Raw genomic sequence first — 14,654 nt, 5'->3', positions numbered from 1 at the left:
TCTCGCGCCGCGCGACATGCGGCTCGTGGTGGCCTGCGGTGGTCAGCCGTCCTGCTCGCCGTCCTTCCTCGGTCCGCCGCCCTCGACGAGCTCGCCGTCGCCCGGGTCGGGAGCGACCTGGTGCAGTGCCTCGGGATCGCTCGCCTCGGCGTGGAGGGTCTTGCCCTCGGCGATGAGGGAGTCGTCGTCCACGAGGATCCCGGCCAGCTCGGTGATGCGTCCCCGGAGAGCGCCGATCGGGTCCTCGGTGGGCGCGTCCTCCTCGGAGTGGTCGACCTCCGAGTCGGGGTAGCGGCGGAGGGCGGCCTCGTCCCGGTCGGGCTGCGGCGCCCGCGCGTGCTCGACGCAGAGGCGGGCGACCTCCTCCGCGTGCGCGTGCATCACGGAGTGGGAGGCGTCGGGGATCTCCCAGACCCGCGCATGCGGCATCGACCGGGCGATCTCCTCCGCCCACTCGCGCGGCACGAGCCGGTCGAACTCGCCGCGGATGACGAGGGCGGACGCGCGGATCCGGGGGACGGTCTCCTCGATCCGGTAGTGCAACATCTCGGGCAGCACACGGGAGAACCAGCGCGGTCCGCAGAGGAGGTAGGCGCCCGCGGCGAGGATCGCGACCTTGAGCGGCTCGCGGACGCTCGACTGGGCGAAGCGGAGCGCGGCGGTCGGGAGGCGGCGCTCGTGCCGGTTCATCACGGGTCCGAGCAGGACGATGGTGGTCAGCTCCGGACGGCGCGCGGCGAGCTCGGCCACCACCTGCGTCCCCATCGAGTGGCCGAGGACGACGGGATCGTCGAGGCCGAGCTCGTCGATGACGGCGCCGACCAGCTCGGCGTAGTCGCCGATGTCCATGCGCCGCGCGTCGATCGGGTGCGGCACGCCGCCGAAGCCCGGCAGGTCGAGAGCGTGCACCGGACCGAACTCGTTGAGCGCGGGCGCGAGGCGCTCGAAGTAGGTGGCCGCGACTCCGATCCCCGGCACGAGGACGAACGTGCGCTCGCCGTCGCGCCCCACCGTGCTCACCCGCGCCCAGACGTCGCGGTGGTGCACGCGCTGGACCGAGACGTCGGTGCTGCGGGTGCGGCGGTGCGGATCCCGCCCCCGGGAGCGCGTGGTCGCGAAGACGTCGCGGACTCCGCGCCGGAGAGTCGTGGCGAGAGTGGGGAGGAGGTCGCTCGGGCGGAGCACGGGGCCTCCTTCGATCGGGGGAGTCGGTCGCTGCGAGCCTAGGCGCTCGCCGCCGGGCTCAGATCAGCATGTCGTCCGACCTGTGGAGGATCAGGCGGGCCGGCCCGGTGTGGAGGACGCCGTTGGTCAGGGGGGCGGTCCGGACGCCGCCGCGCCTCCGCATCGCCCGGAACGCCCCGGGGGCGAGCACGACGTCCATCCAGGCGCAGGGGTTCGCCGGTCGTCCGCCCTGGAACTCGATCCGCTCCCCGCCCTGCTCGATCGCGAACGTGCGGCCGGCGAGGGCATCGACGTCGGCGCCGCGGACGATGATGTTGCGGCGGGCGTCGGCGGGGTCGAAGGGCCCTGCGCCGAGCTCGGCGGCGATGTGCTCGAGGGTCTCGACCGCGAAGAGCGTGATCGCCGCGGGGCGGTGCGCGCGCTGGGCGAAGAAGCGGTCGCCGACGATGCCGAGGCCTGCGCGGATCTCGATCCGCTCGGGCTGCTCGTTCCCCTCGGACGGCACCGGGCCATCGGCGGGGCGGCCCTCGTAGCGGTGCAGCGGAGAGACGACGAAGCCCACGAGCTCGATCGCGGCGGCCTCCATGAGCCCACGGTACGCCGTGAGGGGGAGCAGCGGCGTCCGCCGGTCGGAGGCTCTGCGAGACGCTCCGGGACACCGCGACGGAGCCTGGGTTCTGGTGGCTGCGGCGGCGTCCCGAGAGGGAGCCGTCTGCGCCGCCGCCGCCGATTCGCGGAGGGGGCTCCCGGCATGTATAGTCGTACCTCGTTGCGTGCGCCTCTGGCCCACGCGATGGACTGCGCCCGTAGCTCAACGGATAGAGCATCTGACTACGGATCAGAAGGTTGGGGGTTCGAATCCCTCCGGGCGCACTCTGGTTGAGACAGAGCAGAACGGCCCGCTTCGGCGGGCCGTTCTCGTTTTAACGGTCGCTCGTTCCGGTGGCCGTCGGCGTCGGTCTCCCGGTGAGTGCAGGGCGAGGGAACAGCCGATTCTCCGCCTCGCAGGACGCCTCTTCGCGCCGTCGACGACGTCGACCGTCTTCCGCCCGCATCCGCGGTCAGTCCGCGCCCGCGCTCGCGATCACTCCTCGCAGGCTCTGCGATCACGTGTCGCGAACACGCAGCTCGGCTCGTCTCACGCGCCGTTTCCTCCTCCACAGCGACCATCTCGCGCCGTTCTCCACGGATGCAGCCGTCCCGGCCGCGGTGACGTCGAACCGAGCAATACTCTCCTTCCGTGGGGCTGAACGGTCGCCGCCGACGCAGTGCGCTCGGTCGGCAGAGGAGAGGACATCGGATGAGTCGAACGGAACAGTCGGGGCGGGACGAGCGCGGACGACCCCGAGCGCGGACGGCGCGAGCGCTGGTCGGCACGACGGCGGGCTGCGTGCTCGTGAGCGGGCTGCTGGGCGGAGGCCTCGCGCCGCCGCCCGCCGTCGCCGCCGACGGTCCTCACACGACGATCGAGAACACCCTCCTGCAGGGAGGCGCGACGAACGCCGGCGTGACGACCGTCTCGGCCTGGGTCCAGAAGGGCGAGACGCTCCGGGTGGACCTCCACCCGCTCCACGCGGGCTCGGGGACCGGCGAGGGCGAGACCGGCGGCGGTACCGCCCGGGTGACGGCTCCGGGCGGCGCCGTCCTCGACGAGCAGGACTTCGCGCCCGGAGCGGCGCCCTCGGTGTCCGCCGGCGGCTCGTTCGTGGCGGACGAGACCGGCGTCTTCCAGATCCGGGTGTCCGACGACGACGTGACGGCGCCGGTGAACCTCGTCTGGAGCATCGGCGTCCAGGACGCGCGGGGCGCGGCGGTCGCGGGCCGGGTGTGGTCCGACTCCTATGCGATCCAGTCCGGGGCGAAGGAGTCCTACTCCTCGCCCGAGGAGCGGCGCTCCTCCTTCACCCTCCACGCCGTCACGGAGACGGGCGCCCGCTACGAGCTGGGGCTGCGCGGCTACGACGGAGTCGCCTCGACGGTCCAGGCCACGAACAAGGGCAACGTGAAGGTCGGGTCGTCCGATCCGTCCTATCTCTCGGTCCCCATGCCGCAGTCGAGCGAGGCGGGCGGCATCGGGGCGCAGTACGTCCAGGCGTCCGGACGCTCCGGGATCGACGGCCTGCAGACCTACAAGCTCTTCCTGGACCCGCCGTCGTCCGACCTGCCGGAGTCGATCGCTCCGGCCTACCGCGCGCCGACGATCGAGGGCCTCGCCTTCCGGCGGTCGTCCGCGGGCTCCGACGCGGGCACGCTCACGGGCGTCCTGGGGACGCAGCCGGGCACCGTCGTCGTGGACGTCGATGCGGACGGGGACGGCTCCTACGACGGCGAGCGCGACGTGCATCTCACCCGGATCGCGGGGACGACCGGTCCCTTCTCGGTCGACTGGGACGGACGGGACGCGAAGGGCGGATCCGTCGACGTGACCGACCCCGACGTCACCTTCCGTGCCTCCATCGGTCGCACGAACGAGTTCCACTTCACGCGGGTCGACGCCGAGACGTCCGCCGGCGGCGTGTCCGTCGTGCGGTCGACCGGCGGCGGCGACGACCCGTCGACGGTGCACTGGGACGACTCGCTCCTCGCCGGATCGAACTCGGAGCGCTACTCGGGCACCTCCGCGGTGACGTCCGGCGACGGCGGCACCGACTCGTCCGGCGGGGTGCACCGCTGGGAGGGCGACGACTCCGGGCGGGGACGCGTCCCCAACGCCAACGACTCGGTGCACGGCTCCTACGGCGACCTGCGGGCGATCGACGACTGGGCCTACGGCTCGGACGGTGCGGTCGCGGTCGCACGCCTCGATCCGCTCGCGCCGCACGTGACCATCGCGAAGACCTCGTCGGTCGACTCCGCCACTCCGCTGCTCCGCGGCGCCCGCGTGCCCTACCGGGTGACGCTGACTTCGGACGGGACCGGGGACTACTCCGACGCCGCCGTCATCGACTACCTCGACAAGGGCGTGCTCGACGACGCCGAGCTCGACGCCGGCTCCCTCCGCGCCTCGCAGGGCACGGCCACGATCGACGCGGAGACGGGCCGCATCTCCTGGGCGGCCGGCAGCCTGCCGGTCGGGGCGACGGCCGAGCTGACCTTCGACGTGATCGTGACCGGCGAGGGGGACCGTGCGCTGACGAACACGGCCTGCCTCGCCGATGCGCCCTTCGCTCCCGCCTCGTCCGGCACGGGGACCGACGCGAATCCCTGCGCCACCGTCCCGCACGACATCGGCGAGGGGTCGCTCCTGATCCGGAAGACCGCGTCCCAGGCGAGCGCCGAGCACGGCGGCACGGCGGGCTTCGACATCGTCGTGGCGAACACCGGAACGGTCGACGCGACGGACGTGACCGTGACCGACGTCCCGACGCTCGACCACCTGCTCGAGGCGACCATCGAGAACGGCGCCGGAGGAACGCAGCCGGCGACGGAGCCCGTCACGGGTCTCGACATCCCCGCCGGCGGTCAGGTGTCACTGCACGTCAGCGGCCGGGTCGCCGACGGGTACGACGCCGCGACCCTGCCCAACCGCGTCTCGATCACCCACCAGCCCGAGGGCTTCGACCCGCCGACGGTCGAGAACGCCTGCGCTGACGATGCGACGTCGTCCTGCGCCGAGATCCCGGTGCCGCCCGTCGAGGGCAGGCTCTCCATCGAGAAGACGGCGATCGGGAATCAGGTCGACCACGGCGGGCGTGCCGGGTTCCGGATCGTGGTCGCCAACGAGGGGGCTCGGCCGGCGGACGGGGTGACCCTCACCGACATCCCCGAGCTCGCGCACCTGAGCGACGTCACGATCTCCCGGGACGGCGGCCCGGCGTCGTCCGACCTGACTGTCGAGGACCTGTCTCTGGCACCGGGAGCGTCGACGACGTTCACCGTGACCGGACGGGTCGCCGACGGCGTGGACGCGTGGACCATCCCCAACCGGGCGCGCCTGACCGAGGTCCCGGAGGGCTTCGATCCGACGACCGTCCTGCACCCGTGCGCGGACGACGGCGGAGCCAGCTGCGCCCAGGTGGCGGTGCCTCCGGTCGGACTCGTGCCGACGGTGCTCGCCTCGACGGGAGCGGCGGCCGGGCCCCTCGCGGCCGGAGCCGGCGCTCTGCTCCTGGCAGGCGGCGCCCTGACGGCGCTGCGCCGTCGCTCGACCCGCACCTCGTGAACCGGAGCCCGGGCCGCTGCAGCGCGACCCGGGCTCCCGGACCCTCTCCTCGAAAGGCACTACTGCATGACCGAGCACGGCCTCCCGTACCGCATCACCGAGCGCTTCCCTCTCCCCGATGGACGCGTCGGCGTCAGCACCTGGTGGTCCGCCGATCCGGAGCAGCTGGAGCAGCAGCTCCGCACGCGCTCCGGACATCCGCATCCCGAGAGGGAGCCGGTCCGGAGACTGCACCTCGCGACCGCGACGATCGTGCTGATCGAGGAGCGGACCGCGGGAGGCTTCCGCCCGCTCGACCCCCGCCTCCGGGCCCGCACCGATCCGCGCTGGCGCCGGGCTCTCCTGCGGTCGCGCCGGTCGGCCCGGCTCCGACGGGTCATCGGTCCGCGGGACCTGCCGAGGACGGATCCGCCGTCGAGCGTCCACCGATCGGTCAACTGAGACCCATCGGTCGGAGCACGAGTTGTGGCACTTTCCGAGCGCCCTGCTTGGGACCTAGTGTCGCATTGTGACTGCTCCCGCCGCTTGGTACCCGGATCCGACAGATCCCACCCTTCTTCGATACTGGGATGGTTCCGCTTGGACTGACCACACGCATCCGCTAGCAGCAGTGCAGCAAGAGACTCGGGAGTCGCAGAGTTCGGCGTCGCAGCCCTTGTCCCGTCGCGAGCGGCGGGCCGCGGAATCCCAAGAGCAGGCGGAGCGGGAACAGATTCGCGGAGGCGTTGACCGACAGGAGGAGCAGCGCGGCGAATCCTCCGAGGTGACGAGAGAAGGAGCCGCGCCGGTCCGACCTCCTTCCGGCGGGGATACGAGCGAGGCCCGCTCCGGCGGAGACGTGCCGTTCTTCGGGGCTCGGAAGATCGCCAGAGAACTTCAGGCGCGAGTGGCGGAACTCGAAGCATCGATGGACCGCTACGGTCTGCTGGAGCTCGCGGCACTCGACACGGAGAAGAGACGGCGACGAGAGGAGATCGCAGCGGATCAGCGTGCACACGAGGTCGAAGCGGCGCAGGTCGCCGCCGCGGCGCACCGTCGAGAATCGGAACTCGAAGCTGCGCTGACCGCTCTACAGGCCGAAATCGCCGCGCGGAGGACGGAGTTGGCGGATCTGGATCGCGAGATCATCGGGGTCCGTCACTCGATCGAGGTGCAGGAGCTCGGCCTCTACGACTACGAACACCCCGCCGAGTCGTCCGCCGACCTCGCCACTCGATTGGAAGCGCTGCGCTCCGAGATCAAGAGCGCCGTTCGAGAGAAGCGGGCTGCCCACGCGGCGAGCAATTTCACCTTCAACAACTCGCAGGCGCAGGGGCGCAAGTTCGTCGGTGACATGACCAAGATCCTGCTGCGGGCGTACAACGCGGAGGCGGAGAACTGCGTGAAGTCGGTTCGAGCCGGAAATCTTGCAACGGCTCAAGCCCGCCTGAGCAAGGCTTCGGAGATGATCGAGCGTCAGGGCTCGATGGTGTCGCTCACGATCGATCCGCAATACCACCACATGAGGCTCACTGAGATCCAGCTCGCCAACGACTATCTCCAAGCACTTCAGCGGGAGAAGGAACTGGAGCGGGCGCGACGCGAGGAGCTCCGCGAGCAACGCAAAGCGGAGCAGGAGCTGGCCCGTGAACACGAGCGTCTTGATAAGGAACGCGCGCATTACATCGCGACGCTTTCCGCCCTCGAAGCGAACGGAGACGTAGACGGGGCAGCCAGGCTGCGCGCCCGGATCGAGGACGTGGACAGGGCGCTACACGACGTCGACTACCGCGCGGCAAACATTCGAGCAGGGTACGTGTACGTCATCTCCAACGTCGGCGCATTCGGCGACGAGGTCGTCAAGATCGGTATGACGCGTCGACTCGAGCCGATGGACAGAGTGAACGAACTGGGCGACGCCTCCGTTCCCTTCCGCTTCGACGTACACGCGCTGTTCTTCGCAGACGACGCCGTCGGCATCGAGGCGATGCTGCATCAGACGTTCGCGGACCGACGCGTGAACCGGATCAACCTCCGCCGGGAATTCTTCTACGTCAAGCCGGAGGAGGTACTGGCGCAACTGAAGATGCATTCCGTCGAGATCGTCGAATTCCGGACCGATGTCGCTTCGGAGGAGTATCGGGCGAGCGTCGCGCTTGCCGCGCCTGCTCGCTGACGCGCGCTCCGCTTATCAGGCGGCAGCGGTGAGGTCGAGGTCCGCATCGTCCGCCGAGCGGTCTCCACGAGCGTCGTCCTCGGCCGGGGATGCCGAGGCCGCGATGCGCGAGCGCTCGAGCCCGGCGAGGAGCACGGCGAAGGCCTCCTCGAGCTCGGCGGTGTCGCGGAGCAGGACGCGCTCACCGCTCGTCGGATCGAGGCGGACCGTCCGGTAGGCCGGGCGGGGGAGGTCGGAGACCAGGGTGATGATGCCGAGGACGACGCCGCTGCGGCGGGCGCGCGCGGTCCAGCGGTTGGCGTGGGTGCGGAGAAGGATCATGACCGGGGCCGTCCTCGGTGACGTGGTGCAGGAGCGGGGGGAGGGGGGTGTCGCTGGCGGTGCGGGGATCCTCTCGAAGCTTGCTGCACGAAGGGCCTCCGCTTCCTGTGCTTGACAGCAGAGCCGAGCAGCGGTCACCGGCGCCGGGCGGCCGCCGCGGCGTGCAGGGCCCGCAGGAACTCGGGGACGACCGGGTTTCCGGTGTCGCGGGCGAGCACACCGATCTCACGGCTCGCGCCCGGATCGTCGATCGGGATCTCGCGGACGTCGTCGTCGACCGAGGACGGGCTCGGCGGCAGGATCGTGAGTCCGAGACCGGCTGCCGCGAGTCCCCGGGCGGCGCGGTAGTCGCCGACCTCGAACGCCGGCACGGGGTCACGGCCGTCCACGGCGAGCAGGCGCCGGGCCGACTCGTGGAGGCCGTAGCCGGGTGCCAGCATGATCAGGTCGAGGCCGCGGAGGTCCTCCACCGTGACCGAGCGCCGCGAGGCCAGCGGATGACGGGGGTCCACGACCGCGAGGAGAGGCTCCGAGTAGAGGGTCGTCGTGGTGGTTCCGGGGAGATCGGGCGGATCCGCGACGATCGCCAGCTCGGACTCGCCCTCCGCCACGGCCCGCAGGCAGAGGGCTCGGGAGCCGTGACGGAGCCCGAAGCCGACTTGCGGCCAGCGGCGGCGGAACCGGCGGATCACATCCGGCACGAAGCTCTCCCCGAGGAGCGTCTGGAAGGCGAGGTCGATCCGGCCGTGCTCCACGTCGCCCGCCTGCCGCACCTCCGCGAGGCCGGCGCGGATCACCGACATGCCGTCCTGAGCGGCCTCGGCGAGCCGGGTCCCCGCCTCCGTCAGCACCACCCCGCGGCCCTCCCGGCGGACCAGGGGAGTGCCGACCAGGGCGGACAGCCGGGCGAGCGACCGGCTCGCGGTCGGCTGCGGGATCCCGAGCTCGGCGGCCGCCGCCGTCACGCTCCCGGTCTGGGCGACCGCGACGAGCAGGGGCAGGAGGCGGAGGGTCGCGGGCCAGTCGTCGGACACGCCACCACCCTAGATCCGGACATGACCAGAACGCATGAACAGTACGACAAAGGGCATTAGTCATGCACCCGCAGGCGGTCTACCGTCGGAACCATGAGCACCGCCGCACGCACCCGACCGATGCGCGCAGCGGCACCCTTCTCGCAGCGGCGGCTGACCATCGCCCTCCTCGCCGCCGGGGTCGCGACCTTCGCCGAGCTCTACGCCGTGCAGAGCGTCCTCCCGCAGCTCGCGCGGGAATGGGCCCTCGCCCCGTCCGACGCCGCGCTCACCGTCTCGGCCGCGACCCTCGGACTGGCGCTCTCGGTGCTGCCGTGGGCCTCGGTGGCCGAGCGCATCGGACGGCTCGAATCCATGCGGATCGCGGTCCTCACGTCCGTGGTCCTGGCGCTGCTCGCCTGCATCGCCCCGACCTTCGAGCTCCTGCTCGTCCTGCGCTTCCTCGGGGGAGCGGCACTGGGTGCCGTCCCGGCCCTCGCCGTCGCGGCGATCCACGACCGGGTCGGAGGCGCCGGAGCGACGGCCGCCGCGACGGCGTACGTCTCCGGGACCACGATCGGCGGTGCCGCCGGACGCCTGGTCGCCGGACCGCTCGCGGCGGCGCTCGGATGGCGCGGAGCCCTGCTCGTCGTGACGGCCGTCTGCGCGGCGGCGGCGATCGTCTTCGCCGTGCTCGCGCCCCGGGGCGGCGGCGCGCGCGAGGCGGCCCCCGGCGGCTGGCGAGCGAAGACGGCGCAGGTGCTCCGCGATCCGATGCTCGTCGCGATCGCGCTGCAGACGTTCCTCGCGGTCGGCGTGTTCGTCGCGGTCTACAACTACCTGGCGTTCCGGCTCGAGGCGCCGCCGTTCGCGCTGGCGCCCGCGCTCGTCTCCCTCCTCTTCGCCGCCTACCTCGCGGGAACCGTCTCCTCCCGGCTCGCGGGGAGATGGGGGCCGCGGATCGGTCCCCGCCTCGTCATGCGGATCGGCGTCGCCCTGATGATCGTCGGACTGCTGGTGATGCTCGCCGAGAACGTCGCCGTGGTGATCGCGGGACTCCTCGTCTTCACGGCCGGCTTCTTCGCCCTGCACGCGACCGGCGCCGCCTGGACGGGAGCGCGGGCGGTTCCGGCACTCCGAGGGCACGCCGGTGCGGTCTACACGATCGCCTTCTACGCGGGCTCGGCCGCCGGCGGCTGGCTCCTCGGCCTGGCCGTCGGAGCCGGTGGCTGGCCGGCGCTGACGGCGGTGACGATCGGCCTGCTGCTGGTCGGAGCGGGGATCGTCAGCCTCCCGTCGCGCACCACCGCGGCCGGGCGGTGAACCCCCGCCTCCGTCGACCGCACCCCGAGCTCCGCCCGACACCTCCCCGCAGCGGGCGAGGTGCGACATGATGGCCCGACTGCACGAAGCGGGGGACGGCATGGCGCGGAGCACCGGAGCGGACGGCTCCCCACGCGAGAGCGGCGGGACGGACGAGGGCGGCACCGACCCGCGCTACCACGCGGGCTTCCAGCGCGGCTACGACGGACGCGGCGCCGAGCGGCGCGGCAGCGGCGAGGAGCGCCTCCGCTCCCCGTTCCTGTCGGGCGGGGCCGCGGGCACCGGGCGCTCGGCCGGCCGGAGAGGCGGCCGGTCCGCTCCCGAGCACGAGGACGTGCGATCGGTCGGCGGCCCGACGGGCTCCCGAGCCTCCGGCCGACGGACCGCTCCTGAGCGCGCGAGAGCGGCGGTGCGGGCCGTCCCGACACCCGCGGAGCCGACCGCGCCCCGACCCGCGGAGCCGACAGTCCCACTCCCGACCGAGCCGACCGTCCCGCTTCCCGCCGAACCCGACTCCGCTCCCGGCGACGCGGCACCCGACTCCGGTGACCGTCGCGACGCGACCGACATCGACCCTCGCCCCGCTGTCTCCACTCGCCGCATCGCCGGAGCCCTGGCGGTCGTCGGCGCCGTGAGCGTCCTCGTCGGACTCCTCGCCCTCTGGAACAGCTCCCACAGCTGGTACGACTACTCGCCGTCGCAGAGCGCCTTCGGGCCCGAGCAGTACCTCCGCGTGCTCAGCGACAACGCGATCGGGCCGTTCCTCACCGTCGGCCTGATCGCGCTCGGCCTGGCGGTCGTGGTCCCGCTGCTGAGGGCTCCCCGCTGATGACGCGGGTCCGCCTGCTCTGGGCCGCCGCGATCGCGGTCACCGTCGTCCTCTGGGCCGCAGTGCTCGCGCTCCCGGTCGTGGTCCTCCTGCTGCCGAACCAGTACCAAGGCGACTCGATCACGGTCCCGCCGGAGCTCTACGTGCGGCAGGCGCTCGCGATGGTCGCGCCGCCGCTCCAGACCGCTGCCCTGGTGATGCTGGGGGCGCTGATCGTCGTCGCGGTCGCGCGGCGCCCGCCGGCGAAGGCCCGTACGACGGACGCGGCGAGCGGCTGGGACGACGCCGTCCTCCTCGACCCGGACGGCCGCGAGCAGCGCAGAACAGGCTCGGCAGGCCGCTGAGCATCCGCTGCTCGATCGGAATCCGCCTCCCGGGAGCACCCGCTCCTCCCCGGTCGGAAGCCGCTCCTCCGGACGCACCCGCCCCTCACGCCCGCAGCAGCTGGAACCGCTCCCGCGCCGCCCCGCCGGCGACGAGGTCCGCGAGCAGCTCGCCCAGGACCGGGCCGAACGTGAAGCCGTGTCCCGAGAACCCGGTCGCCAGAGTCATGCGGCCCACGCGGTCGATCACGAAGTCCTCGTCGGGGGTGCTGTCGTAGAGGCAGCTGATCGGAGTGGCGCTCGCCGCGTCCACGCCCGGGATCCACTCCGCGACGTAGCCGACGAGGCGGGCGAGCGCTCCGGGCTCGGGCTCGAAGGTGCGCTCGTCCGGATCGACGACGACTCCGGTGCTGTGCTCGCCCACCTTCATCCCGACTCCGGGCGTCGCGAGCCCGTAGGCGACGGGCACGCCGACGCGGTGGTGGGCGAAGCTCGGCCAAGAGTCGAGGGGCAGGTCCGTCGCGAAGTGCGCGGGCTGCTCCTGCGTGACGCGCAGCGGAGGGAGGCGTCGGCCGGCCGCGCGGACGAGGCCGTTCACGAGCGGCGGCGTCCAGGATCCGCCGGCCACGACGACCGCGTCGGCGTCGAGAGCGCCGTCGGTGGTCAGCACGCGCACGTCGTCGGCGCGCTCCTCGATGCCCAGCACGCGCGTCCGCGTCCGGAGGACGGCGCCGCGTCCGAGGGCGGAGTCGAGCATCGCGTCGATCGCGGCCGCCGCGTCGAGGCGTCCGCCCTCGGGGTGCAGCAGGACGTCTGTCTCGAAACGGAGTCCCGGCCAGCGCCGCTACGCCTCGTCCGCCCCGATCCGCACCACGGTGATCCCGTCGCGCAGGAGGACAGCCTCGACGGCGGCCAGGACGGCGGGGTCGCCGTGGTCGATCGCGCCGACCGGGTGCAGCAGGCGGCGGCCGGTCTCGGCCTCCAGCCGTGCCCAGGCGCGCCCGGCCCGTCCGGTGAGGGCGCGGTAGTCGTCCTCGAGGTAGCCGCGGCGGAAGATGCGCGTCGCGCCGTGGGACGAGCCGCGGTCATGACCCCGCTCGAACTGCTCGACGAGCACCACGCGATCGCCGCGCTCGGTGAGGGCGCGGGCTGTCGCCGCTCCGACCAGGCCGGCCCCGACGACGACGACCTCACGGGTCACGGAGTCTCCCGGGAGGCGCGGCGCACGCCGAGCAGGACGACCAGGCGGAGGAACCCGACGAGTCCCATGCCGATCAGTGCGGCGATCAGCATCAGCACGGCGACACCGGCCACCCAGGTCGTGTCGCCCGTCACCGACTGAGCTGCGAACTCGGTGCAGAACAGCGCCAGCCCCGCGTAGCTCAGGATGAGGACGGTGATCGTCCCGGGGCGGCGGAGGCGCTGCGCGGGCGTCCGCCAGAGGGCGGGCGGCTCGAGCCAGCGGCGCAGCAGCCGGATCACGAGGGTGCCGACCAGGCCGAGGAAGCCGGCCGCGATCAGGATGATGCCCGCGCCTCCCAGCCCCGACGCCTCGACGCCGGCCAGCTCGAGGGCGATCCCGATCGCGACGCCGACGGCTCCTGCGCCGCCCGCGATCATCGCCGCCCACACTCCGAAGCCGCCGCGGAGGACGCTCTCACGCTCGGGACGTGACGGGTCGGCGTCCATCGGACGCTGCTGACGCGGACGGATCGGCGCAGGGGGAGCCGACGCCGGCGCTGCTGCCGGAGCGGCCGCGGCCTCGGACACGCCCCAGACCGGAGCGGCGTCCGGCGTCTGCGACTCGATCACGTTCTCGCGCACCGGCACGTAGCGCAGCGGCGCGTCGATCCGCACCTGCGGCCGCCCCCGCACGACGATCGTCGCCCCCAGGTCGGCCCCGCGCTCCAGCGCGACCGGTCCGAGGAGGAGCCCGACCGCCGGATCGATCCGCCACGCGTCCGACCGGGGAGCCGACCCGTACCACTCCGCCGACACGGCCCCGCCGAGATCGACCGAGATCGGCCGCCCGTCGCTGTAGCTCGTCACCGGCACGAGCGAGCGGCCGGAGTTGCGCACCCGCGCGCCCACCCGCCACCAGTCGTCCCCGGCGTGCGTCAGCCGCACCTCGACGTCGACCAGCGACGCCGGCACCGCCCGCCGCCGTCCGATGACCACCGCGACGACCGCGAGCCCGGCGATGACCAGCCCGCCGAGCAGGCCGACCACTCCGATGAAGATCTCCATGGGAGCAGTCAAGCAGGCGCGGGTCGCCGGCGCGGGCGCGACGAGGTGGCCTCCGGGAGGCTCGATCCCGGCCGTCGACGCCGCCGCTCCGCGCGGCCGCCCCGTTCCCGACGCTCCGCCCGACCGTCGAGCCCGGAGCGGGTCACTCCGCATACTGAAGAGGCGCGTCGCGTCGACCGCATCGCGGGTCTCATCGCAGGAGGGGTCGATCATGCGCCACTGGTCGGCGGCCCCCGTGCGTCGGCGCGCTCGTCGACGGGCCGGAATGATCCTCGCCCTGCTGGGGGCTGCGGCGCTCGCCGTCGCCGCCGTCGCGCTGTCGGACACGGCGGGAGGAGGCGGACCGGAGGCGGTGCCCTCCTCGGCCGGTGCTTCTGCGGCGTCGAGCAGTTCGGCTGCTCCCGCGCCGAGCAGTCCCGCGGCGGACGTCGAGCCGTCCGCTCCGGAAACGGAGCCGTCCGCTCCGGAGACGGAGCCGTCCACTCCGAAAGTGGAGCCGTTCGCTCCGTCCCTCGCGACGCTTGCCGCTCTCCCCTCGGTCGAGGGCCCCGCCGCCGTCCCCTACGACCGCGACCTCTTCGGACAGGCGTGGTCGGACGTCGACCGCAACGGCTGCGACACCCGCAACGACGTCCTCGGCCGTGACCTGCTCGCCCCCGTGTTCAAGCCCGGCACCCGCGACTGCAAGGTCCTCACCGGCACCCTGATCGACCCCTACGACGGCGCCTCGGTCGCCTTCGTCTCCGGGACCGACACCTCCCGCCTGGTGCAGATCGACCACGTCGTCGCCCTCGGCTGGGCGTGGCACCACGGCGCCTGGTCGTGGACGGACGACCAGCGTCTGGCCTTCGCGAACGATCCCGCGAACCTCGTCGCCGCCTCCGAGCAGACGAACCGCGCGAAGAGCGACGCCGGCCCGGGGGAGTGGCTGCCACCGGCCGCGGAGCTGCGCTGCGGGTACGTGGAGCAGTTCGTGGCCGTGCTCAGCGTCTACGGGCTCGGGATCGACGCGCGGGACCGGGCGGCGTCGGAAGCGGTGCTGGCGGGGTGCGGGGAGTGAGGGGCCGGTCCGGCTGTCGCGAGCGGAGCGTCGGCG

The 14,654-nt window shown here is 73.0% G+C and carries 12 protein-coding genes, 1 tRNA gene and 1 pseudogene; 8 read left to right on the top strand and 6 right to left on the bottom strand.

Translation table 11 applies throughout. The annotated features are described in order from the left end of the window. Nucleotides 1–42: 42 nt before the first annotated feature. Together GTU71_RS09560 and GTU71_RS09555 are read right to left on the bottom strand one after the other, a co-directional pair. Nucleotides 43–1,185, bottom strand: a complete 1,143-nt coding sequence (locus GTU71_RS09560; RefSeq protein WP_159939762.1) for an alpha/beta fold hydrolase — start codon at nt 1,183–1,185, stop codon at nt 43–45. Nucleotides 1,186–1,243: 58 nt separating this feature from the next. After that, complete coding sequence (locus GTU71_RS09555; RefSeq protein WP_104248232.1) at nt 1,244–1,771, bottom strand: MOSC domain-containing protein; 528 nt, start codon at nt 1,769–1,771, stop codon at nt 1,244–1,246. A 214-nt stretch (nt 1,772–1,985) separates the two neighbouring features. On the opposite strand from GTU71_RS09555, the gene GTU71_RS09550 reads away from it, so the two are divergent. The 4 genes from GTU71_RS09550 to GTU71_RS09535 all read left to right on the top strand — a co-directional run bounded on the left by GTU71_RS09550 (nt 1,986) and on the right by GTU71_RS09535 (nt 7,502). Further along, nucleotides 1,986–2,058: transfer RNA gene (locus tag GTU71_RS09550), tRNA-Arg, on the top strand. 427 nt (nt 2,059–2,485) lie between these two features. Further along, entirely contained in the window at nt 2,486–5,347 is a 2,862-nt protein-coding gene (locus tag GTU71_RS09545; RefSeq protein WP_159939761.1) for a DUF11 domain-containing protein, read from the top strand. 66 nt (nt 5,348–5,413) lie between these two features. After that, nucleotides 5,414–5,788 (top strand): hypothetical protein, encoded by a 375-nt coding sequence (locus tag GTU71_RS09540; RefSeq protein ID WP_159939760.1) that lies wholly within the window; start codon nt 5,414–5,416, stop codon nt 5,786–5,788. Nucleotides 5,789–5,855: 67 nt separating this feature from the next. Then, nucleotides 5,856–7,502 (top strand): DUF4041 domain-containing protein, encoded by a 1,647-nt coding sequence (locus GTU71_RS09535; RefSeq protein ID WP_104328891.1) that lies wholly within the window; start codon nt 5,856–5,858, stop codon nt 7,500–7,502. A 15-nt stretch (nt 7,503–7,517) separates the two neighbouring features. Here the strand turns inward: GTU71_RS09535 and GTU71_RS09530 are convergent, their stop codons facing one another. Beyond that, nucleotides 7,518–7,823 carry a hypothetical protein gene (locus GTU71_RS09530; RefSeq protein WP_104328890.1) on the bottom strand — a complete coding sequence of 102 codons (306 nt, stop codon included), beginning with the start codon at nt 7,821–7,823 and terminating at the stop codon, nt 7,518–7,520. Nucleotides 7,824–7,957: 134 nt separating this feature from the next. Further along, nucleotides 7,958–8,857, bottom strand: a complete 900-nt coding sequence (locus GTU71_RS09525; protein ID WP_104239291.1) for a LysR family transcriptional regulator — start codon at nt 8,855–8,857, stop codon at nt 7,958–7,960. Nucleotides 8,858–8,950: 93 nt separating this feature from the next. On the opposite strand from GTU71_RS09525, the gene GTU71_RS09520 reads away from it, so the two are divergent. The 3 genes from GTU71_RS09520 to GTU71_RS09510 all read left to right on the top strand — a co-directional run bounded on the left by GTU71_RS09520 (nt 8,951) and on the right by GTU71_RS09510 (nt 11,332). Beyond that, the gene (locus tag GTU71_RS09520) at nt 8,951–10,159 is read left to right on the top strand and encodes an MFS transporter (protein WP_159939759.1); all 1,209 of its coding nucleotides are present in this window, start codon (nt 8,951–8,953) and stop codon (nt 10,157–10,159) included. 67 nt (nt 10,160–10,226) lie between these two features. After that, complete coding sequence (locus tag GTU71_RS09515; RefSeq protein ID WP_159939758.1) at nt 10,227–10,988, top strand: hypothetical protein; 762 nt, start codon at nt 10,227–10,229, stop codon at nt 10,986–10,988. Next, nucleotides 10,988–11,332: a hypothetical protein gene (locus GTU71_RS09510; RefSeq protein ID WP_159939757.1), complete on the top strand. Its 345-nt coding sequence runs from the start codon at nt 10,988–10,990 to the stop codon at nt 11,330–11,332. The genes GTU71_RS09515 and GTU71_RS09510 overlap by 1 nt, the downstream gene beginning before the upstream one ends. An 85-nt stretch (nt 11,333–11,417) precedes the next feature. Here GTU71_RS09510 and GTU71_RS09505 read toward each other — a convergent pair. Together GTU71_RS09505 and GTU71_RS09500 are read right to left on the bottom strand one after the other, a co-directional pair. Then, nucleotides 11,418–12,512: pseudogene (locus GTU71_RS09505) on the bottom strand (FAD-dependent oxidoreductase). Beyond that, on the bottom strand, nt 12,509–13,558 hold the full coding sequence (locus GTU71_RS09500) for a hypothetical protein (protein ID WP_104266677.1): 1,050 nt from the start codon (nt 13,556–13,558) through the stop codon (nt 12,509–12,511). The pseudogene GTU71_RS09505 and the gene GTU71_RS09500 overlap by 4 nt, the downstream one beginning before the upstream one ends. Nucleotides 13,559–14,048: 490 nt before the next feature. Here GTU71_RS09500 and GTU71_RS09495 point away from each other — a divergent pair, with 490 nt between their 5' ends. Continuing rightward, complete coding sequence (locus GTU71_RS09495) at nt 14,049–14,618, top strand: HNH endonuclease family protein (protein WP_159939756.1); 570 nt, start codon at nt 14,049–14,051, stop codon at nt 14,616–14,618. Nucleotides 14,619–14,654 lie beyond the last annotated feature (36 nt).

It is taken from the genome of Rathayibacter sp. VKM Ac-2762 (assembly GCF_009866585.1).
Classification (GTDB): Bacteria; Actinomycetota; Actinomycetes; order Actinomycetales; family Microbacteriaceae; genus Rathayibacter.
The sequence above is the reverse complement of the archived record's forward strand: the minus strand, read 5'-3'. Positions and strand labels throughout refer to the sequence as shown.

Excerpts from the sequence above, each read along its gene's own strand:
- GTU71_RS09555 (WP_104248232.1), bottom strand. The coding sequence starts at position 1,771 with ATGGAGGCCGCCGCGATCGAGCTCGTGGGCTTCGTCGTCTCTCCGCTG.
- GTU71_RS09545 (WP_159939761.1), top strand. The coding sequence starts at position 2,486 with ATGAGTCGAACGGAACAGTCGGGGCGGGACGAGCGCGGACGACCCCGA.
- GTU71_RS09540 (WP_159939760.1), top strand. The coding sequence starts at position 5,414 with ATGACCGAGCACGGCCTCCCGTACCGCATCACCGAGCGCTTCCCTCTC.
- GTU71_RS09530 (WP_104328890.1), bottom strand. The coding sequence starts at position 7,823 with ATGATCCTTCTCCGCACCCACGCCAACCGCTGGACCGCGCGCGCCCGC.
- GTU71_RS09520 (WP_159939759.1), top strand. The coding sequence starts at position 8,951 with ATGAGCACCGCCGCACGCACCCGACCGATGCGCGCAGCGGCACCCTTC.
- GTU71_RS09515 (WP_159939758.1), top strand. The coding sequence starts at position 10,227 with ATGATGGCCCGACTGCACGAAGCGGGGGACGGCATGGCGCGGAGCACC.
- GTU71_RS09510 (WP_159939757.1), top strand. The coding sequence starts at position 10,988 with ATGACGCGGGTCCGCCTGCTCTGGGCCGCCGCGATCGCGGTCACCGTC.
- GTU71_RS09500 (WP_104266677.1), bottom strand. The coding sequence starts at position 13,558 with ATGGAGATCTTCATCGGAGTGGTCGGCCTGCTCGGCGGGCTGGTCATC.